The following is an 18,838-nucleotide window of genomic DNA, read 5'->3' on the forward strand; positions in this document are numbered from 1 at the left end:
GGGGTAGGGCGCCCAGCATAGCACTTTGGCCCGCTCTGCTGCTCGCTCCCGGGCGATGACCAGCTCCCGCTGCCCGCCATTCTGGGCAAATATGCTCCGAACGATCTAAAACGTTTTGCAAAACTATTGCAATGCGGCAAATGTAACGATCGCCATCGGCTCGGCTAGAATGCTGCGATGCACCCATTCCCTCCTGTCAGCACCGGCGGTGAAGCCCCGATGACGGCCTTCACCCTGCCGGTTCGCGTCTATTACGAAGACACCGACGCCGCGGGCGTCATCTACTACGCCAACTACCTGCGTTTTTGCGAGCGGGCGCGGACGGAATGGCTCCGCGCCGCGGGCTTCGAACAACAGTTGATGCTGGCCGAGCAGCGCCTGGCTTTCGTGGTTCGATCAATAAATGGCGAATACGTGTCACCCGGATTGCTCGATGATGCGTTACATGTCGTGTCGACGATCGAAACCCTCGGCGGCGCGAGTCTCGTGTTCGTGCAGAAGGTGATGCGCGGCGACGAGTTGCTGTTCCGCGGCCGCTTCGTCATCGCTTGTATCAATCTGGACAAGAAACGCCCCACTCCGATCCCCCCCGACATGCGGGAAAAACTTAAAGAACTCGTTCAAGCATGAATGTCTCCCACGATCTCTCGATCATCAGCCTAGTCAGCCAGGCGAGCCTCCTGGCGCAACTCGTCATGGCCCTGCTGGCCGCCCTGTCGGTAATGTCCTGGTACTGGATCTTCCGCAAGTCCTTCCAGATCCGCGGCGCGCGCAACAAGACGAACACCTTCGAACGCGACTTCTGGAGCGGAGGCGACCTCAACTCGCTGTACCAATCGGCCGCGGCCGCACGCCACGACACCGGCGGCATGGAACGCATCTTCGAAGCCGGCTACCGTGAATTCAGCAAGCTGCGGGTCAAGAGCCACGATCACGGCGCGATCATCGACGGCGCGCGCCGTGCGATGCGCGCGACCTACCAGCGCGAGGTCGACGACCTCGAAGCCCACCTCGCCTTCCTCGCCTCGGTCGGCTCGGTGTCGCCCTACATCGGTCTCTTCGGCACCGTGTGGGGGATCATGAACGCCTTCCGCGGCCTGTCCAACGTCAGCTCCGCGACCCTCGCCAACGTCGCACCGGGCATTGCCGAGGCGCTCGTCGCCACTGCGATCGGCCTCTTCGCCGCGATCCCCGCCGTCGTCGCCTACAACCGCTTCGCGCACGACATCGACCGCATCAGCATCCGCTTCGAGAGCTTCATGGAAGAGTTCTCGAACATCCTGCAACGCCAGTTGCGCTGAGCGGCGGAGAACTCGCATGCGCCAGCGTCGCCTGATGAACCAGATCAACGTCGTGCCCTACATCGACGTGATGCTGGTCCTGCTCGTGATCTTCATGGTCACGGCGCCGATGATCCAGACCGGGAGCGTCGACCTGCCCTCGGTGGCCGACGTCCCGCAACCGGCCGTCGAAGCGATGTACGTCGTCGTCGAGCACGACGGTAGCCTCGGCTTCCAGCAGAACGCGAGCGCCACCAAGCAGCCGATGAGCAACACGGAGCTGCTGCGGCGCCTGCGCGAAGCCATCGAACGCAATCCGCAGCAGCCCGTCGTGATCGCCGCCAGCAAGCGCGTCTCCTACGAAAAGGTCATGGACACGCTGAACGGTCTGCGCCAGGCCGGGATTCAGAAGGTCGGCCTGCAAACGAACGCCAGCAGCAGCCGATGAACGACACGCCCCTGCACATCGCGAAGCGCGAACAGCCCGGCAAATGGGCCTCGCTCGCGCTCACCCTCGGCGTGCACGTCGTGCTGATCGCCTTCCTGGTGTTCGGCATCCGTTGGCAGAGCAGCCCGCCGGCCGCGATGCAGGTCGACCTCGTTGGCGCGCCGGCGCCGGCCTCCGCCCCGACCGAGCCGCCGCCGCCCCCGCCGAAGCCGGAACCGAAGCCGGAACCCAAACCGGAGCCGCCGAAACCCCAGCCCAAACCCGAGCCGAAACCGGAACCGCCCAAGCCACAGCCCAAGCCGGAACCGAAGCCCGAGCCCAAGCCCGACATCGCGAACAAGGCCCAGAAACCCGAGCCGAAAAAGCCCGAACCGCCCAAACCGGAGCCGAAGAAGCCAGAGCCGCCGAAGCCGGAGCCCAAGCCCGAGCCGAAGAAACCGGAACCGCCGAAACCGGAGCCGAAGAAGCCGGAGCCCCCGAAGCCCGAGCCGAAGAAGACCGTCGAACCGCCCCGCGACGACTACATGGCGCAGCGCCTCGCGCAGGAAAGCGCACAGACCGCGGCACGCGCACAAGCCGAACGCATCATGCGGGACGACGCCGCGCGCGCCGCGAGCGCGAGCAGCAAGGCCTCCCGCGACGTGTACAGCAACGCCATCCGCACCAAGGTGCGCGGCAACCTGCTGCGTCCGCCCGGTCTCAGCGGCAACCCGGAAGCCGTGTTCGAGGTCGACCAGTTGCCGACCGGCGAAGTGTTGGCGATCCGGCTGAAGCGCTCCTCCGGCGTGCCGGCGCTCGACGACGCGATCGAACGCGCGATCCGGCGCTCCAGTCCGCTCCCCTTGCCCAAGGATGGGGAACTTTTTGAGCGTACTCTCGAACTCAAGTTCCGCCCGCTAGAAGATTGATCATGCAAATTCACGCCAGATTGGATCCTTACGGCACCAATTCGGCTCCGTTCGCTATAATTGCCGCTTGAAGGCCCATGTCCGCCATGAAAATGCTCCCTGCTCCCTTCCGCCCGCTGGTCGGTGCAGCGCTGGCAGCCCTGTCGCTGCTGGCCCATGCGCAACTGTCGATCGAAATCACCGGCGCGGGCGCGAGCCGCTTTCCGGTCGCAATCCCCGTCTTTGAAAATGAAGGCAGCCTGCCGCGCGCCGTCACCGACGTCGTGCGCGCCGACCTCGAACGCAGCGGCCTGTTCAGCCTGATCGACCTCGGCCTGACGCCGCTCCCCGTCACCGTCACGCCGGACCTCCCCGGCCTGCGCGGCCGCGGCGCCGATGCCGCCTTGGCCGGCAGCATCTACCCGCAAGGCGACGGCCGTTTCGAGGTGCGTTTCCGGCTGTTCGACACGCAGAAGCTCAACGAACTGGGCGGGCTGACGATGCGCATGGCCCCGGCACAGAACCGCGCCATCGGCCACAAGATCGCCGACTTCGTCTATGAGAAATTGACCGGCCAGCCCGGCTACTTCTCGACCCGCATCGCCTACGTCGTCAAGAGCGGCTCGCGCTACGAGCTGCAGATCGCCGACGCCGACGGCCAGAACTCCGCCACCGCGCTCGCCTCGCGCGAACCGATCATCTCGCCCGCCTGGGCGCCGGACGGCCAACGCCTCGCCTACGTTTCTTTCGAGTCGAAAAAGCCGGTCATCTACGTCCATACCCTCGCGACCGGTCAGCGCCAGGTCGTCGCCAACTTCAAGGGCTCGAACTCCGCGCCGACCTGGTCGCCCGACGGCCAGCGCCTCGCGGTCGTGCTGACCAAGGACGGCCAGTCGCAGCTCTACGTGCTCAATGCCGACGGATCGGGCGTGCGCCGCCTCGCCACCTCCAGCGGCATCGACACCGAACCCGCCTGGTCGCCCGACGGCGAGTGGATCTACTTCACCTCCGATCGCGGCGGCAGCCCGCAGATTTATCGCTCGCCGGCCAACGGCGGCAGTGCCCAGCGCGTAACCTTCGAAGGCAGCTACAACGTGACGCCGCGCCCCGCGGCCGACGGCTCGAGCCTCGCCTTCATTACCCGGAACAACGGACGCTTCCAGGTCGCCATCATGGACCTCGCCACGCGTCAGACCACGATCCTCACCGACTCGACGCGTGACGAGTCGCCCAGCTTCGCGCCCAACGGCCGCATGATCCTCTACGCCACGGAAAGCGGTGGCCGGGGGGTGCTCGCGGCAGTTTCGTCCGACGGCCGGGTGAAGCAGCGTCTGTCGGTGCAGGCCGCTGACGTCCGCGAGCCCGCCTGGGGCCCGCTACTCCGTTAACCCCCGCGCAACTGCACTGCCCTACGCATAAACAAAGGAAAGACCAATGAAGAAGCTTGTCGTGCCCGCCCTCATCTCCGCCCTCCTCGCTGCTTGCAGCAGCACCGGCACGTTCGACCAGCCCACGGGCGGCGCTGCCGTGGAAGATCGCACCGGCGGTGCTTCGTCGGGCGCCGGCGTCGCTACCGTCACCGCTCCGAGCGCTACCGGTTCGGGCATCGCGGCACTGACCGACCCGAAGAACATCCTCTCCAAGCGCAGCGTCATGTTCGACTTCGACAGCTACGTCGTGAAGGATGAGTTCCGTCCGCTGGTCGAAGCCCATGCCAAGTTCCTCGTCCAGAACCCGACGATGAAGATGCTGATCCAGGGCAACGCCGACGAGCGCGGCAGCCGCGAATACAACCTCGCCCTCGGCCAGAAGCGTGCCGATGCCGTGCGCAAGGCGCTGACCCTGCTCGGCGCGAAGGAAGCGCAGATCGAGTCCGTCAGCCTGGGCGAAGAGAAGCCGCGCTGCTCCGAAGCGACGGAAGCCTGCTACGCGCAGAACCGCCGCGGTGACATGCTCTACTCGGGCGAATTCTGATGAAACGCCTCCTGCCGCTCGCCGTCCTGCTTTCCGTCTCGTACGTCGCACCTGCGCACGCACTGTTCGACGACGATGAGGCACGGCGCCAGATCGTCAATCTGCGAACGGAAACCAACACCCGGCTCGATCGGATGGAGGCAAACAGCAGCCGCGGGCAGCTCGAACTGGCCAGCCAGAACGAGCAGCTCCGCACTGAAGTATCCAAGCTGCAGGGCCAGCTCGAGGTCCTGCTGCACGACATCGAATCCCTCAAGCAGCGCCAGCGCGATTTCTACGTCGATCTCGACAATCGCGTGCGCAAGCTCGAGACGGCGGCCGCTACCGCTGCAACCGCCGCGGCAGCCGCCACCCCGGCCGTGGATCCGGCCGCCGAATCGCGCGAATACGAAAGCAGCCTGAACCTCCTGAAGGAAGGGAAGTACAAGGAGGCCCAGGCGAGCTTCGACCACTTCATCAAGGCCTACCCGCGCAGCAGCTACCTGCCGAACGCCAACTTCTGGGCGGGCAACGCCGCGCTGCAGGCGAAGGACGTCGCGACCGCCAACAACTACTTCAAGACCATCCTGAACACTTGGCCGAACGACCCGATGGCGCCCGACGCGATGCTGGGCCTCGCGAATTGCCAGCAGGCCTTGGGCGAGGCGAAACCTGCGCAGGAAACCCTCAAGAAGCTGGTCCAGAGCTATCCCGACAGCTCCGCGGCGAAGGCAGCCCGCCAGCGCCTCGGCATGAAACCCTGACGTGCCGACGCCTTCTGCGACCACGCCCGCCACCCGCGTGCGCGTCACCGAAATCTTCGCATCGATCCAGGGCGAATCGACACGCGTCGGGCTGCCGACGGTGTTCGTGCGCCTCACGGGCTGCCCCTTGCGCTGCAGCTGGTGCGACACGGAGTACGCCTTCCAGGGCGGCGAGACGCGCGACCTCGACGACATCCTCGCCACGGTTGCCGGTCTCGGCATCCGCCACGTTTGCGTCACCGGCGGGGAACCGCTCTCCCAGAAGGGCTGCCTGCCCTTGCTGACCGCCCTGTGCGACGCCGGACACTCGGTGTCGCTCGAAACCAGCGGCGCACTCGACATCGCATCGGTCGATCCGCGCGTGTCCCGCATCATGGATCTCAAGGCGCCCGGCTCGGGCGAAGTCGCACGCAACCGCTGGGACAACCTGCCCCACCTGACGGCGCACGACGAAATCAAGATCGTCCTCGCCGACGAGGCCGACTATGCGTGGGCGAAGGCGCAGATCGCGCTGCACCGCCTCGCCGAGCGCAGCACGGTGCTGTTGTCGCCGGTGCAGGGCAAACTCGATCCGACGACCCTCGCCGAATGGATCGTGCGCGACCGCCTGCCGGTTCGCTTCCAGCTCCAGTTGCACAAGATTCTCTGGAACGACGCGCGCGGCCGCTGAGCGCGCCTCGTCCACCGCCTCAGCACCGACGTCCGAGCCCATTGCCATGACCGATCATCCCAAACGCGCCGTGATCCTGCTTTCGGGCGGACTCGACTCGGCGACCTGCCTCGCGATCGCACGCGACATGGGCTTCGAGTGCTACGCGCTGTCGGTCGCCTACGGCCAGCGCCATGCCGCCGAACTCAACGCCTCGCGGCGCGTCGCCCTGGCGCTCGGCGCCCGCGAACACCGCCTCGCGCAGGTCGAACTCGGCCAGTTCGGCGGCTCCGCGCTCACCGATGCCAATATCGCGGTTCCGGTCGAGGGCAGCACCGCCGGGATTCCCGTCACCTACGTCCCCGCCCGCAATACCGTCATGCTGTCGATGGCCCTTGCCTGGGCTGAAGTGCTCGGCGCTTGGGACATCTTCGTCGGTGTGAACGCCGTCGACTATTCCGGCTACCCCGACTGCCGCCCCGAGTTCATCGCCGCCTTCGAAGCGATGGCCAACCTCGCCACCAAGGCGGGCGTCGAAGGCACGCGCATCACGATCCACGCCCCACTGATCCAGCTGTCGAAGGCAGAGATCATCCAGCGCGGCACGGAGCTCGGCGTCGACTACGGCCAGACCGTATCCTGCTACCAGGCCGACGACGACGGCCGCGCCTGTGGCGTCTGCGACGCCTGCCGCCTGCGCCGCGCGGGTTTCGAAGCCGCCGGCCTGCCCGACCCCACGCCCTACCGCCAATGACGAAGGGTTGACGCACGTCAGCACGCCATCCTGAAAGCTTTCGTAACATCTCCCGTCTGCGGATGTAATGTCCGCCGCCTTCTAATGGGAGTTCCGATGCGATTCAGGCTTGTACGCTATTTCACGATGGCCAGTCTGGGCATGTTCGGCCTGGTGGCCCTGACGCTGTTCTACTTCGAGCAGCAGCAGAGCAGCTTCTACCGGGAATCGGGCGCAAGGGAACGCGCCTTCTTCAACGAAGTGCAGCAGTCCTTCGCCAAGCAGCAGGAAGAGGCCGGGCGCCGTGACCTGATGGCGATTCACGAGGCCGGCAACGTCAACCTCACGCGCCTGTTCGCCAACGCGCTATGGACACGCGATCTCGCCCCTTTCGTCGCACAGACCCAGGGTTTCGACGCCCAGCCTTGCCGGGCGATCGCCGACATCGTCGACGAACAGGGCAAGAAGACGATGCCCCCCGAGAAAAAGGCCTGCTTCGCCGCAATCGGCAAGCAGATCATGGCGCTGCCCGGCTTTCAGGACCTCGACGCCAAGGTCTATGACACGATGAAGAAGAGCACGGTCTTCAAGATCAAGGTCTTCGACATGCGTGGCGTGACGGTCTATTCGTCCGAGCACGCGCAGATCGGCGAGGACAAGAGCACCAACGAGGGCTGGCGCAGCGCGGCCTTCGACGGCGTGATCAAGAGCGAGCTCACACACCGCGGGAAGTTCAGCGCCTTCGAGGGCGTCGTCGAGAACCGCGACCTGATCGGCAGCTACCTGCCGGTGTTCGAACCGGGCACCTCGCGCATCGTCGGGGTATTCGAGGTCTATTCGGACGTCACGCCCTTCCTCAAGCAGATCCAGGCGACCTCCGACCAGACCAAGGCCACCGCCGCCGAGAACCAGCAGAAGGTGGACGCCGCGGCGCTCGACAACCAGGCCGCCGTGGAATCCGGTTCGAATCGCCAATTGGCGGTGATCGCGGTGCTGCTCGGCGTGCTCTTCGGCGCCCTCCTGCTCATCGTGCGGCGCGCCGACAAGATCATCCAGGAGCAGGCCAAGGAGCGCGAACAGGCGCACCAGCAGCTCGCCCAATCGGAAAAAATGGCCTCGCTCGGTCAGATGGTCGCCGGCGTCGCGCATCAGCTCAATACGCCGCTCGCGTTCTCGCAAAACAACATCCTGATGGTCAAGGATGCGTTGCAGGGCATGGAACTGCCGATGAAGGTCGTCGGACGCCTATCGACGATCCTCGAAGGCGTCGAGGGCGACCGGGTCACGCTCAAGGTCGCCCAGCTGAAGGAGCGGCTCGAAAAGCTGCGCGACGGCAACGTCGAGGTGTCGATGCTGCAGGCGATGCTGCACGACGTGCTCCAAGGCATCGAACAGATGACCGAACTGGTCGTCAATCTGCGCGATTTCACGCGCCTCGACCGCGCGGCCATCGCCGATGCCAACCTCAACGGATCGCTGCACACGGTGACCTACATTGCGCGCACCGTGCTTCCCAAGCACGTGGAACTCGTCGAGGAGCTCGGCGACATCCCGCCCGTGGAGTGCAATCCGTCGCAGCTCAACCAAGTCTTCCTGAACCTCATCAACAACGCGGCGCAGGCGATCGACGGCCGTGGCACGGTCACGGTGCGCAGCGAGGCGACAAAAGACGGCGTGCGCATCGAAGTCGAGGATACCGGGCGCGGCATTCCGGACGACGTTCTGCCCCACATCTTCGATCTGTACTACACCACCAAACCGGCCGGCGAAGGCACGGGCCTGGGCCTCGCCATCGCGCGCGACATCGTCACCCGCCACGGCGGCGATATCAGCGTACGCACCCAACCGGGGGCCGGCACAACCTTCACCGTGACGCTACCGCTGCGGCAGGCGCCGGCACTCGCGATGGCCGCCTGATCGCAGGGAGTTCGACATGGGCACACCCGAAAACCGCGGCAAGATCCTGTGCGTCGACGACGAACCCGGGATCGTCCGCTCGCTGCAGTGGCTGTTGCAGAAGGAGTTTGAAGTCTTCACCGCGACCAGCGGTGCCGAGGCGCTCGAGCTCGTCAAGCAGCACAGCTTCGACGTCGTCATCAGCGACCAGCGCATGCCGGGCATGACCGGCGTCGAAGTCCTGCGCGAGGTGCGCCGCCTGTCGCCGAACACGATGCGCATCCTGCTCACCGGCTACTCCGACATGCAGGCGATCGTGCAGTCGGTGAATGAGAGCGAGGTCTTCCGCTTCATCAACAAACCCTGGAACATCGGGGAGCTGCCCAAGGTCGTCGGCCAGGCGGTCACGATCGCCCGCACCCACCCGGCCGACAAGGCCTCGACCGAGGTTTCCGAAGATGCCCCCCTCGTCGCCAACGGCGAGCGCATCCTCGTCATCGACGACGACCCCGAAATGGGGCGCGCCGTCTCGGAGATCGTCGGCAACGCCGCGAACGTCACCTTCACCCGCAACCTCGCCGACGCCGTCGGCATCCTCAACAAGGAACCGGTCTCGGTGATCGTCTCCGAGACGCGCGTCGGCTCGATCGACGCGACGCGGCTCGTGCGCCTGATGAAGAGCAAGCATCCGGAGATTGTCACGGTGATGCTCACGGGCGAAAGTGACGCCGACACGATTACGACGCTGATCAATCAAGGGCAGATCTACCGCTTCGTCCCGAAACCCGTGCGTACGGGCTACCTCAAGCTCGTGCTGAATTCGGCGCTGCGCAAGCACCACGCACTGACCGACGACCCGAAACAGCTCTTCCGGCATGCCGTCGAGCATACGGCACCCGACGCCATGCATTCGCTGATGTCGGACGTGGAGAAGACAGCCCGCCAGACGGATGCAGCCGCACCCGCCACCGCCGCCGCCGGCACCCCCGGCTTCATGGCAAGCCTGGGGGCGAGCTTCCGGCGCCTGTTCGGCTCGTCACCGAACTGAGACCGGCCCTCGTCCACGCTTCCAGAGTTGACGGGCGCGCCCGTTCCAAATTAGAATTTCGCCTCTTCGCAGTATGGGTCGTTAGCTCAGTTGGTAGAGCAGCGGACTTTTAATCCGTTGGTCGCTGGTTCGAATCCAGCACGGCCTACCAAGTTTCAAAGAAAATGCCTGGACTCCGGTCCGGGCATTTTCTTTTCCAAGCCATGGCTCCTTCCACCGCCGACATCCCCAACATCGCCAACGCGAACGAAATCCGCCACAGCGTGCTGGAAGACGTCCAGGCGCTGCTCGTCGGCTGCCTGATCGTCGCGCTGTCGCTGGTGTTCTTCCGCGAAAGTCGCTTGCTCACGGGCGGCACGACGGGCTTGTCCTTCCTGGTCCATTACCTCGCGGGCTGGCCGCTCGGCTCCATTCTGTTCGCCCTCAACCTTCCCTTCTACCTGTTCGCGTGGCGAGCGATGGGGCGCAGCTTCACGCTGAAGACCTTCTGCGCGGTCGGCCTGTTGTCGGCATTCGCCGAATTCGTGCCGCGGCTGGTCAGCTTCGACCGCCTCGACCCGGTATTCGCCGCGATCACCGCCGGGCTCCTGGCCGGCGTCGGCATCCTGATCCTGATCCGCCACGGCGCAAGCCTGGGCGGCATCGGCGTGCTGGCGATCTATCTGCAGAAGCGCAAAGGGTGGCGCGCGGGCACGGTGCAAATGGTCGCAGACGTCGCCATCCTGAGCCTGGGCCTCCTTGTCGTTCCGCTCGACAAGGTGCTGCTGTCAGTCCTGAGCGCGATGGCGCTCAATCTCGTGATCGCCGTCAATCACCGGCCGGACCGCTACTTTGGATTCTGACATGCAGCTCTGGGTCGATGCGGATGCCTGCCCCGCCGTGATCAAGGACATCCTGTTCCGCGCCGCCACACGCGCGGGCCTGAACCTCACATTGGTCGCGAACCAGCATCTCCGCGTGCCGCCCTCGCCCCTGATCCGCATGGTGCAGGTGCCACCCGGCTTCGACGAGGCGGACAAGTACATCGCCGCGAACGTGCAGCCGGGCGACCTCGTCGTCACCGCCGACATCCCGCTTGCGGCCGAGATCGTCGCGAAGGACGCCCATGCGCTGTCGCCCCGCGGCGCGCTCTATGGCAAGGAAAACATCCGCGAACTGCTCGACATGCGCAACTTCATGGACACCTTGCGCAGCAGCGGCGTGGAGACCGGTGGGCCGGCCGCATTCAGCACCGCCGACCGGCAAGCCTTCGCCAACCGGCTCGACGCCGTGCTGCAACGTCGCCGCCGCTGAGGGTCAGCCGCCGGACGCGGGTTCCGGATGGGTCAGCACATGCGTCTGCGGCAGTTCGCTGCGGATCGCAGTCTCGATCTCGTCGAGCAGGTCGTGCGTCTGCACGATCGTCCACGCGGACGGCACCTGGATATCCACATACACGAAGCCCTCCGCCCCGGCACGGCGCGTGCGCAGGTTCGTGTGATAGACGCCGCGCGACGCGAAGGACTGCAACACCGCCTCGATGCGCGTCACCGACTCGTCCGGCAGCGCCGCGTCCATCAACCCGTGGGCCGACGCCCGGATTAGCCCCCAGGCCTCGGACAGGATGTGCAGGCCCACCAGGATCGCGACCGCCGCATCGAGCCACAGCCAGCCGGTCGCGGCGACCAGCAGCACGCCGAGAATGACCCCGGCCGAGGTCCACACGTCAGTCATCAGGTGCCGCGCCCCGCCTTCCAGCGCGATCGAACGGAAACGCACCGACGCCCGACGCAGAGCCAGGGCGACCAGCAGGTTGATCACGCTGCTCGCGGTCGAAACCGCCAAACCGGCGCCCACCGACTCCAGCGGCTCGGGCGCGAACAGGCGTCCCGCAGCCGACCAGATGATCGCCCCGGCCGCCGCGAAGATCAGGATGCCCTCGAAGCCGCTGGAAAAATACTCCGCCTTGCTGTGGCCGAGCGGATGGTCGCGATCCGGCGGGCTTTTCGCGATCGTGATGATCCACAGCGCAAAAGTGGCCCCCGCGAGATTGACGAACGACTCCATAGCATCCGACAGCAACCCCATCGAGCCGGTCAGCCACCATGCGAGCGTCTTGAGCACGATGGTGACGACCGCGGCAGCGGTCGATAGCCAGAAATAGTGACGAGGTTCCATGAAACGTATTCCAGACGACTTGCGTTGAGAACCGGGTTGAATGACCGATCCGGCCGACCCCGCGCATGATGCCATGCACAAAGCCGCCCCAACGACGCCGATGCGTGGAAGATTCAATGGGGTATTGACAAGCCTTGCGAGGCCACTTATAGTGCGTGGCTCTCGTCGATTGCAGCTAAAAAGACGAAGGGGGGTATAGCTCAGTTGGTAGAGCAGCTGACTCTTAATCAGTAGGTCGTAGGTTCGAATCCTACTGCCCCCACCAAAGAATTCAAGCAAAAGGCCAGTTCTCCGGAACTGGCCTTTTGTCTTTCCGGCTTCGACAAGCCACTCACGCCCCCCGCTTTGCTTCGCCAATCAGCCGGAATACCCTTTCGCCATCGTCGATTCGCGTGCAACCCACACTGGCGTTATGGATAATTGACGCATATGCACCGGAGGCGAGTGATGACAACTGCGACACAGGACGACCTGCAACGGGCCCATACGATCTTCCAGAACGCGGGGACAGGAATGACGATCACCGACCCACAGGGCACGGTGCTTTCGGTCAATCGGGCCTTCACCGAACTGACCGGATATTCGGCCGCCGACATCGTCGGCAAGACACCGGCGGTGCTGCGGTCCGGGCGCCATTCCAGCGAGTTTTATGCGCAAATGTGGCTCGCCCTGCGCGATCAGGGGCACTGGCAGGGCGAGATCTGGAATCGCCACAAGAACGGCACCATCTATCCTGAATGGCTGTCGATCAGCGCCGTTTACAACGATGGCGGCAAGGTCCTGCATTACGTCGGCGTGTTCACCGACATCTCGCAGATCATGACGGTGCAGGCCGAACTGCGCGCCCTGGCTTACCATGATCCGGTCACGCGGCTGCCGAACCGCATATTGTTCCGCGACCGCTTCGAGCAGGCCGCACGGCGCTGCCTGCGCGATGCCGGCCAGCTCGCGGTGATGATGATCGACGTCACCGCCAATGGCAGCAAGCTGCCCAACGACGAACTGATGGCGGCAACGGCCGAACGGCTGTCGACCCATCTGCGGGAAACCGACACTCTGGCACGCGCCGGCGAATGGGAGTTCCTCGCGCTCATCGAGGGGATAGACGGCCCGCGCAGTGCAAGCATCACCGCGGACCACATCCTGAAAGGGCTCGAGACGCCGCTGCAGGCCGGTGAAGGCGAGATTTACCTCAGTGCCAGCGTCGGCATCAGCCTCTACCCGATGGACGGCTTCACCATCGACGACCTGCTGACCGCGGCCGATGCGGCGATGCTCCAGGCGCGTGCGCGCGGACGCCACACCTACCGCTTCTACTCGGCAGAAATGACGGCCTTCGCGAACGAGCGGATGGGGCTCGAACGTCGCTTGCGCCAGGCTCTCGCCGACGACGCGCTCGCGCTGCACTTCCAGCCGCAGTTCGACGCCCGCACGTCGCAAATCACCGGCATGGAAGCGCTGGTCCGCTGGACCGATCCGCAACTCGGCGTCGTCGCGCCGGAGCGCTTCGTGTCGATCGCGGAAGACTGCGGCCTGATTCATCCGCTTGGAGAATGGGTGATGCGGCGCGCCTTCGGCCAATATCAAACCTGGGCGGCGAGCGGCGTCGCCCCGCCGATGCTGTCGCTGAACATCTCGGCCCGCCAGCTCGAACGCGTCGATTTTGCGGATAGCGTGGCCGCATTGCTGGCCGAGACGGGGATGAATCCGCATGCGCTGGAATTCGAATTCCGCGAATCCGTGCTCTCCGATGTGGCGTACGCCGTCCCCGCGCTCGAGGCACTCGACCGTCTGGGCATCCGCCTGTCGATCGACGGCTTCGGTACCGGCTTTTCCCCCGTCGGGAACTTGCGGACGCTGCCGATCACCAAGCTCAACATCGATCGCAGCTTCGTCCAGCGCATCGGCGACGGAAGCGACAACGACGTGATCGTGCGGACCGTGGTCGGGATTGCACGCACGCTGGGCTTGCAGGTCATCGCCGAAGGTGTCGAGACCGAGGACCAGGCGACCTTCCTGCGCGAACTCGGCTGCAACGAATTCCAGGGGCATCTGTACGGCCATGCCGTTAGCGCCGAAGACTTCCGCCGCTGCTTCGGGCGCCAGCCGGCATGAGCCGCATACCCCGCCTGCGGTACAGGGCCTACGGGGGGCAGTAGGCACTTTGAAGCTTTTATCAAGATTGGGTACATTTGAGTCCGTCGGCCCGGGGAGAGAATGCAGGACCAAACGGGTCGGCCGCCGTCCCGCGGCGTAGCAGATCAATGATTCCAACAACGAGGAAGGAAAACAGTGTCGAACAGTCCATACGATCAGGGCCTGGGCAAGAATCCGGCGAACTATGTCCCGCTGTCGCCCTTGAGCTTTCTTGAGCGCTCGGCCTACATCTATCCGAAACGCGTGGCGGTCATCCATGGCGACCGCAGCTTCACGTGGGCCGAACATTACGAGCGCTGCCGCCGCCTGGCGAGCGCTCTCGTGCAGCAGGGCGTCAAGCGCGGCGACACGGTCGCCGTGATGCTGCCGAACGTTCCGGCGATGGCCGAGGTGCATTTCGGCGTACCGATGGTCGGCGCCGTACTCAACACGCTGAACACCCGCCTCGACGCCGAAGCGATCGCCTTCCAGCTCGACCACGGCGAAGCCAAGGTCCTGATCACCGACCCCGAGTTCGCGGCGATCGTCAGCCGGGCGTTGGAACTCATGAAGGGGCCGAAGCCGCTTGTGATCGACACGCTCGACCCGGAATACCCCAGCACCGAGCGCTGCGGCGAAATCGAATACGAAGACCTCCTCGCAGGCGGCGATCCAGAGTTCGCGTGGAGTCTGCCGCCCGACGAATGGGATGCCATCTCGCTGAACTACACCTCGGGCACCACCGGCAACCCCAAGGGCGTCGTGTACCACCACCGCGGCGCGTATCTGAATGCCGCCTCCAACATCATCAGCTGGGGCATGCCGCAGCACGCCGTCTACCTGTGGACGCTTCCGATGTTCCACTGCAACGGCTGGTGCTTCCCGTGGACGGTCGCCGCCAACGCCGGCGTCAATGTCTGCCTGCGCAAGGTCGACGTCGCGCTGATCTACGAGCTGATCCGCAAGCACAAGGTCAGCCACCTGTGCGGCGCGCCGATCGTGCACGGCATGCTGATCAACGCGCCCGAAGGCATGCGCGCGGGCATCGACCACAAGGTGTCGGCACTGATCGCCGGTGCTGCGCCCCCGGCCGCAATCATCGAAGGCATGGAGCGCATCGGCTTCGACATCACCCACGTCTATGGCCTGACGGAAACCTACGGTCCCGCCGCGGTGTGCGCGAAGCACCCGGAGTGGGACGATCTGCCGATCGCCAACCGCGCGGAGCGCAACGGCCGTCAGGGCGTGCGCTACCACATGCAGGAAGCGATCACGGTCATCAATCCCGAGACGATGGAACCCGTTCCCGCCGACGGAGAGACGATGGGCGAAGTCATGTTCCGCGGCAACCTCGTGATGAAGGGCTACCTGAAGAACGAGAAGGCGACGCAGGAAGCCTTCGCCGGCGGCTGGTTCCACACCGGCGACCTCGGCGTCATGCAGCCCGACGGCTACGTCAAGATCAAGGACCGCTCCAAGGACGTGATCATCTCCGGCGGCGAGAACATCTCCTCGCTCGAAGTCGAGGACGTGCTCTACCGCCACCCGGCCGTGATGACCGCCGCGGTCGTCGCGAAGCCGGATCCGAAGTGGGGCGAAGTGCCGGCCGCCTACATCGAGATCAAGGAAGGCGCCCAGGTCACGGCCGAGGACATCATCGCCCACTGCCGCGAGCATCTCGCGCGCTACAAGGTGCCGAAGTACATCGAGTTCTGCGTGCTGCCGAAGACCTCGACCGGCAAGATCCAGAAGTTCGTGCTGCGCGAGCAGGCGAAGTCGGCTTCGGCGATCGAGTAAGCATCCCGCCACGGCGACACGCGTCGCCGCAGCCCGAACAAGCCGCCACCGCAACCGGTGGCGGCTTTTTTGCGTCCGCAATGCACGACACATCGGCCGATGCACACGGCGTTCCCCGTCCGCGTACCGCCTCCCTCTCAGACTGTGCAGACATGCGCTTTGGCGCGCGGGAACCGAATCCGGCGAGCGAGGACTAAGTTTCCGCGAGCGTGATCGAATTTACATATCGGCGAAACATCGATTCTTATAATCGACGTCGCCGTCGCCCTTCGGTCCGTCCCGCGGCACGTGTTTCAGCCGGCCCAGGCAGCCGGTGCAGTTCAGCTTCCACCAACGAGGGCAGGATCTGAAAAGCACGATGAGCAGTGATTTCATCCTGGAGACGCGCGACCTGACCAAGGCCTTCAAGGGTTTCGTGGCCGTAGACAAGGTCAACCTGCAGGTGCGGCGGGGGGACATCCACGCGTTGATCGGCCCGAACGGCGCCGGCAAGACGACCGTCTTCAACCTGCTCACGAAGTTCCTGACGCCGACCCACGGCACGATCCACTTCAACGGCCAGGACATCACGCACGAAAAATCCGCCCAGATCGCGCGCCGCGGCATCGTACGCTCCTTCCAGATCTCGGCGGTGTTTCCGCACCTGACGGTGCTCGAGAATGTTCGCATCGCGCTGCAGCGCAAGCTCGGCACGAGCTTCCATTTCTGGCGCTCGGAGAAGAGTCTGGCGGTGCTCGACGGCCGCGCGATGGAGCTCCTCGAAGCGGTCGACCTGCAGGGCTTCGCCGATTCGGTGACGATCGAGCTGCCCTACGGACGCAAACGCGCACTCGAAATCGCGACCACGCTCGCGCTCGAACCCGAACTGATGCTGCTCGACGAGCCGACGCAAGGCATGGGTCATGAAGACGTCGGGCGCGTCGCCGACCTCATCAAGCGCGTGTCGGCGAACCGCACGGTGCTGATGGTCGAGCACAACCTCAGCGTCGTCTCCCACATCTGCGATCGGATCACGGTGCTGCAGCGCGGGGCGGTGCTCGCCGAAGGGCCGTACGAGCAGGTCTCGGCCGATCCGCGCGTGCTCGAAGCCTACATGGGGACCGGCCATGGCTAAGGCGAGCGCCTTCGACCCGACCGCCGAAATGCTGCGCGTGAGCGCCCTCCATGCGTTCTACGGCGAATCGCACATCCTGCACGGCATCGACTTCCAGGTGAATCGCGGCGAACTCGTCACGCTGCTGGGGCGCAACGGTGCCGGGCGCACGACGACGCTGAAGGCGATCCTCGGGCTCACCGGACGACGCAGCGGGTCGATCATGGTCAATGGCCGCCAGGTCATCGACCTGCCGACGCACCGCATCGCCCACCTCGGCGTGGGTTACTGCCCCGAGGAGCGCGGCATCTACGCAAGCCTGTCGACCGAGGAGAACCTGCTGTTGCCGCCGGCCGTGAACAGCAGCGGGATGAGCCTCGACGAGATCTACGAGATGTTCCCGAATCTCAAGGAGCGCCGCACGAGCCCCGGCAGTCGCCTGTCCGGCGGCGAACAGCAGATGCTCGCGATGGCGCGGATTCTGCGCACCGGCGCGCGCCTTCTGCTGCTCGACGAGATCACGGAGGGACTCGCGCCGGTGATCGTGCAGACGCTCGGGCGGGTGATCGCGCAGCTGAAAGCGAAGGGGCTGACGATCATCCTCGTCGAACAGAATTTCCGTTTCGCGGCACCGCTCGCCGACCGGCATTACGTGATCGAGCATGGCCGCATCGTCGAGACGGTCACCAAGGACGAACTCGAATCGAAGATGCCGCTGCTGGAAAAGCTGCTCGGCGTGTGAACACCCACGAACAAGACGGAGGAGACACGATGAAGCGCAGGATTCTGGGGTCAGCGATCGCCGCGGCGGTCCTCGCGATGCAGCCGGCTCTCGTTCCGGCGGCGACCAACGTCAGCGACGGTGTCGTCAAGCTCGGCGTGCTGACCGACATGTCGGGCACCTATTCGGACCTCTCCGGCCCCGGCGCCGTCGAGGCGACGAAGATGGCAATCGAGGACTTCATCGCGAAGGAAAAACCCGACTTCAAGATCGAGATGATCTCGGCCGACCACCAGAACAAGGCGGACATCTCGGCGAACAAGGCGCGCGAATGGTTCGATACCGCCAAGGTCGATACCATCGTCGATCTCGTGACGACCTCGACCGCGCTCGCGGTGATGAAGGTCGCGCAGGAGAAGAACCGCATCTCCCTCGTGAACGGTGCGGGCTCGACGCCGATCACCAACGAGCAGTGCAATGAGACGACCGTGCACTGGGCTTACGACACCTATGCGCTGCCGGTGGGCACCGCGAAGGCGGTCGTCAAGCAGGGCGGCAAGACCTGGTACTTCATCACTGCCGACTATGCCTTCGGCCACTCGCTCGAGAAGAACACGTCCGAGGTCGTGACGAAAAGCGGCGGCAAGGTGCTGGGCAGCGTGCGCCACCCCTTCCCCGGTAGCGACTTCTCATCCTTCCTGCTGAGCGCACAATCCTCGGGCGCCCAGGTAATCGGCCTCGCCAACGCAGGCAGTGACACGATCAACTCGATCAAGCAGGCGAAGGAGTTCGGCATCACGCCGAAGCAGACGCTCGCCGGACTGCTGATGTTCATCTCGGACGTGCATAGCCTCGGGCTCGAAGCCACCCAGGGAATGTATCTGACGACCGGCTTCTACTGGGACCGCAACGACGAGACGCGCGCCTGGTCGAAGCGCTACTTCGAGCGCATGAAGCGCATGCCGACGATGGTTCAGGCCGGAGACTACTCTGCGGTCTATCACTATCTGAAGGCGGTCAAGGCGGCCGGCACCGACGAAGCCAAGGCCGTGATGGCGAAGATGCGCGAGATGCCGGTCAACGACTTCTTCGCGAAGAACGGTAAGGTGCGCGTCGATGGCCGGATGGTGCACGACATGTACCTCGTGCAGGTGAAGAAGCCTTCGGAATCGAAGTACCCGTGGGACTACTACACCATCCGCGAGACGATTCCGGGCGACGAGGCGTTCATCCCGCTGTCCGAGAGCAAGTGCCCGCTGGTGAAGAAGTAACCGTC

Annotated in this window: 19 protein-coding genes and 2 tRNA genes; 20 read left to right on the forward strand and 1 reads right to left on the reverse strand. The window is 64.9% G+C overall.

The genetic code is table 11. From position 1 onward, the window contains the following. The first annotated feature begins 219 nt into the window (after window positions 1-219). From ybgC to AZKH_RS21360, 14 genes are all read left to right on the forward strand, one after another. Window positions 220-630 (forward strand): tol-pal system-associated acyl-CoA thioesterase, encoded by a 411-nt coding sequence (ybgC, locus tag AZKH_RS21295; protein WP_231874437.1) that lies wholly within the window; start codon window positions 220-222, stop codon window positions 628-630. Next, complete coding sequence (tolQ, locus tag AZKH_RS21300; RefSeq protein WP_015437875.1) at window positions 627-1,301, forward strand: protein TolQ; 675 nt, start codon at window positions 627-629, stop codon at window positions 1,299-1,301. The genes ybgC and tolQ overlap by 4 nt, the downstream gene beginning before the upstream one ends. Window positions 1,302-1,317: 16 nt before the next feature. Further along, entirely contained in the window at window positions 1,318-1,728 is a 411-nt protein-coding gene (gene tolR / locus AZKH_RS21305) for a protein TolR (RefSeq protein WP_015437876.1), read from the forward strand. Continuing rightward, the gene (locus AZKH_RS21310) at window positions 1,725-2,636 is read left to right on the forward strand and encodes an energy transducer TonB (protein ID WP_015437877.1); all 912 of its coding nucleotides are present in this window, start codon (window positions 1,725-1,727) and stop codon (window positions 2,634-2,636) included. The genes tolR and AZKH_RS21310 overlap by 4 nt, the downstream gene beginning before the upstream one ends. A 77-nt stretch (window positions 2,637-2,713) precedes the next feature. Further along, on the forward strand, window positions 2,714-4,003 hold the full coding sequence (gene tolB, locus AZKH_RS21315; protein WP_015437878.1) for a Tol-Pal system beta propeller repeat protein TolB: 1,290 nt from the start codon (window positions 2,714-2,716) through the stop codon (window positions 4,001-4,003). 46 nt (window positions 4,004-4,049) lie between these two features. Continuing rightward, window positions 4,050-4,589 (forward strand): peptidoglycan-associated lipoprotein Pal, encoded by a 540-nt coding sequence (gene pal / locus AZKH_RS21320; RefSeq protein ID WP_015437879.1) that lies wholly within the window; start codon window positions 4,050-4,052, stop codon window positions 4,587-4,589. Then, on the forward strand, window positions 4,589-5,332 hold the full coding sequence (gene ybgF / locus AZKH_RS21325; protein ID WP_015437880.1) for a tol-pal system protein YbgF: 744 nt from the start codon (window positions 4,589-4,591) through the stop codon (window positions 5,330-5,332). The genes pal and ybgF overlap by 1 nt, the downstream gene beginning before the upstream one ends. Before the next feature lies 1 nt (window position 5,333). After that, complete coding sequence (queE, locus tag AZKH_RS21330; RefSeq protein ID WP_015437881.1) at window positions 5,334-6,002, forward strand: 7-carboxy-7-deazaguanine synthase QueE; 669 nt, start codon at window positions 5,334-5,336, stop codon at window positions 6,000-6,002. Window positions 6,003-6,048: 46 nt separating this feature from the next. Further along, complete coding sequence (gene queC / locus AZKH_RS21335; protein ID WP_015437882.1) at window positions 6,049-6,735, forward strand: 7-cyano-7-deazaguanine synthase QueC; 687 nt, start codon at window positions 6,049-6,051, stop codon at window positions 6,733-6,735. A gap of 96 nt (window positions 6,736-6,831) precedes the next feature. After that, on the forward strand, window positions 6,832-8,631 hold the full coding sequence (locus AZKH_RS21340) for a sensor histidine kinase (RefSeq protein WP_015437883.1): 1,800 nt from the start codon (window positions 6,832-6,834) through the stop codon (window positions 8,629-8,631). A 16-nt stretch (window positions 8,632-8,647) separates the two neighbouring features. Beyond that, window positions 8,648-9,658, forward strand: a complete 1,011-nt coding sequence (locus tag AZKH_RS21345; RefSeq protein ID WP_015437884.1) for a response regulator — start codon at window positions 8,648-8,650, stop codon at window positions 9,656-9,658. A gap of 75 nt (window positions 9,659-9,733) precedes the next feature. After that, window positions 9,734-9,809: transfer RNA gene (locus AZKH_RS21350), tRNA-Lys, on the forward strand. Window positions 9,810-9,861: 52 nt separating this feature from the next. Beyond that, window positions 9,862-10,500, forward strand: a complete 639-nt coding sequence (locus AZKH_RS21355; protein WP_015437885.1) for a YitT family protein — start codon at window positions 9,862-9,864, stop codon at window positions 10,498-10,500. A gap of 1 nt (window position 10,501) precedes the next feature. Continuing rightward, on the forward strand, window positions 10,502-10,951 hold the full coding sequence (locus tag AZKH_RS21360; protein WP_015437886.1) for a YaiI/YqxD family protein: 450 nt from the start codon (window positions 10,502-10,504) through the stop codon (window positions 10,949-10,951). Window positions 10,952-10,954: 3 nt separating this feature from the next. Here the strand turns inward: AZKH_RS21360 and AZKH_RS21365 are convergent, their stop codons facing one another. Next, window positions 10,955-11,815, reverse strand: a complete 861-nt coding sequence (locus AZKH_RS21365) for a cation diffusion facilitator family transporter (RefSeq protein ID WP_015437887.1) — start codon at window positions 11,813-11,815, stop codon at window positions 10,955-10,957. Window positions 11,816-12,004: 189 nt separating this feature from the next. On the opposite strand from AZKH_RS21365, the gene AZKH_RS21370 reads away from it, so the two are divergent. The 6 genes from AZKH_RS21370 to AZKH_RS21395 all read left to right on the forward strand — a co-directional run bounded on the left by AZKH_RS21370 (window position 12,005) and on the right by AZKH_RS21395 (window position 18,833). Next, a tRNA-Lys gene (locus tag AZKH_RS21370) sits at window positions 12,005-12,080 on the forward strand. Between the two features lie 182 nt (window positions 12,081-12,262). After that, window positions 12,263-13,930 (forward strand): bifunctional diguanylate cyclase/phosphodiesterase, encoded by a 1,668-nt coding sequence (locus AZKH_RS21375; protein WP_015437888.1) that lies wholly within the window; start codon window positions 12,263-12,265, stop codon window positions 13,928-13,930. Between the two features lie 177 nt (window positions 13,931-14,107). Next, window positions 14,108-15,748 (forward strand): acyl-CoA synthetase, encoded by a 1,641-nt coding sequence (locus AZKH_RS21380; protein WP_015437889.1) that lies wholly within the window; start codon window positions 14,108-14,110, stop codon window positions 15,746-15,748. Between the two features lie 358 nt (window positions 15,749-16,106). Further along, window positions 16,107-16,862, forward strand: a complete 756-nt coding sequence (locus tag AZKH_RS21385) for an ABC transporter ATP-binding protein (RefSeq protein ID WP_015437890.1) — start codon at window positions 16,107-16,109, stop codon at window positions 16,860-16,862. After that, window positions 16,855-17,583, forward strand: a complete 729-nt coding sequence (locus AZKH_RS21390) for an ABC transporter ATP-binding protein (protein ID WP_015437891.1) — start codon at window positions 16,855-16,857, stop codon at window positions 17,581-17,583. Before AZKH_RS21385 ends, AZKH_RS21390 begins: the two co-directional genes overlap by 8 nt. Before the next feature lie 29 nt (window positions 17,584-17,612). After that, a complete protein-coding gene (locus tag AZKH_RS21395) occupies window positions 17,613-18,833 on the forward strand; it encodes an ABC transporter substrate-binding protein (RefSeq protein ID WP_015437892.1) in 1,221 nt (406 codons plus the stop codon). Window positions 18,834-18,838 lie beyond the last annotated feature (5 nt).

It is taken from the genome of Azoarcus sp. KH32C (genome assembly GCF_000349945.1).
Taxonomy (GTDB): domain Bacteria; phylum Pseudomonadota; class Gammaproteobacteria; order Burkholderiales; family Rhodocyclaceae; genus Aromatoleum.

What these genes read in the sequence shown, in the direction of transcription:
- ybgC (WP_231874437.1), top strand. Translation starts at nt 220, where the DNA reads ATGACGGCCTTCACCCTGCCGGTTCGCGTCTATTACGAAGACACCGAC.
- AZKH_RS21310 (WP_015437877.1), top strand. Translation starts at nt 1,725, where the DNA reads ATGAACGACACGCCCCTGCACATCGCGAAGCGCGAACAGCCCGGCAAA.
- ybgF (WP_015437880.1), top strand. Translation starts at nt 4,589, where the DNA reads ATGAAACGCCTCCTGCCGCTCGCCGTCCTGCTTTCCGTCTCGTACGTC.
- AZKH_RS21340 (WP_015437883.1), top strand. Translation starts at nt 6,832, where the DNA reads ATGCGATTCAGGCTTGTACGCTATTTCACGATGGCCAGTCTGGGCATG.
- AZKH_RS21345 (WP_015437884.1), top strand. Translation starts at nt 8,648, where the DNA reads ATGGGCACACCCGAAAACCGCGGCAAGATCCTGTGCGTCGACGACGAA.
- AZKH_RS21395 (WP_015437892.1), top strand. Translation starts at nt 17,613, where the DNA reads ATGAAGCGCAGGATTCTGGGGTCAGCGATCGCCGCGGCGGTCCTCGCG.
- AZKH_RS21365 (WP_015437887.1), bottom strand. Translation starts at nt 11,815, where the DNA reads ATGGAACCTCGTCACTATTTCTGGCTATCGACCGCTGCCGCGGTCGTC.
- AZKH_RS21360 (WP_015437886.1), top strand. Translation starts at nt 10,502, where the DNA reads ATGCAGCTCTGGGTCGATGCGGATGCCTGCCCCGCCGTGATCAAGGAC.
- AZKH_RS21385 (WP_015437890.1), top strand. Translation starts at nt 16,107, where the DNA reads ATGAGCAGTGATTTCATCCTGGAGACGCGCGACCTGACCAAGGCCTTC.
- AZKH_RS21355 (WP_015437885.1), top strand. Translation starts at nt 9,862, where the DNA reads ATGGCTCCTTCCACCGCCGACATCCCCAACATCGCCAACGCGAACGAA.
- pal (WP_015437879.1), top strand. Translation starts at nt 4,050, where the DNA reads ATGAAGAAGCTTGTCGTGCCCGCCCTCATCTCCGCCCTCCTCGCTGCT.
- AZKH_RS21375 (WP_015437888.1), top strand. Translation starts at nt 12,263, where the DNA reads ATGACAACTGCGACACAGGACGACCTGCAACGGGCCCATACGATCTTC.
- tolQ (WP_015437875.1), top strand. Translation starts at nt 627, where the DNA reads ATGAATGTCTCCCACGATCTCTCGATCATCAGCCTAGTCAGCCAGGCG.
- tolR (WP_015437876.1), top strand. Translation starts at nt 1,318, where the DNA reads ATGCGCCAGCGTCGCCTGATGAACCAGATCAACGTCGTGCCCTACATC.
- AZKH_RS21390 (WP_015437891.1), top strand. Translation starts at nt 16,855, where the DNA reads ATGGCTAAGGCGAGCGCCTTCGACCCGACCGCCGAAATGCTGCGCGTG.
- tolB (WP_015437878.1), top strand. Translation starts at nt 2,714, where the DNA reads ATGTCCGCCATGAAAATGCTCCCTGCTCCCTTCCGCCCGCTGGTCGGT.
- queC (WP_015437882.1), top strand. Translation starts at nt 6,049, where the DNA reads ATGACCGATCATCCCAAACGCGCCGTGATCCTGCTTTCGGGCGGACTC.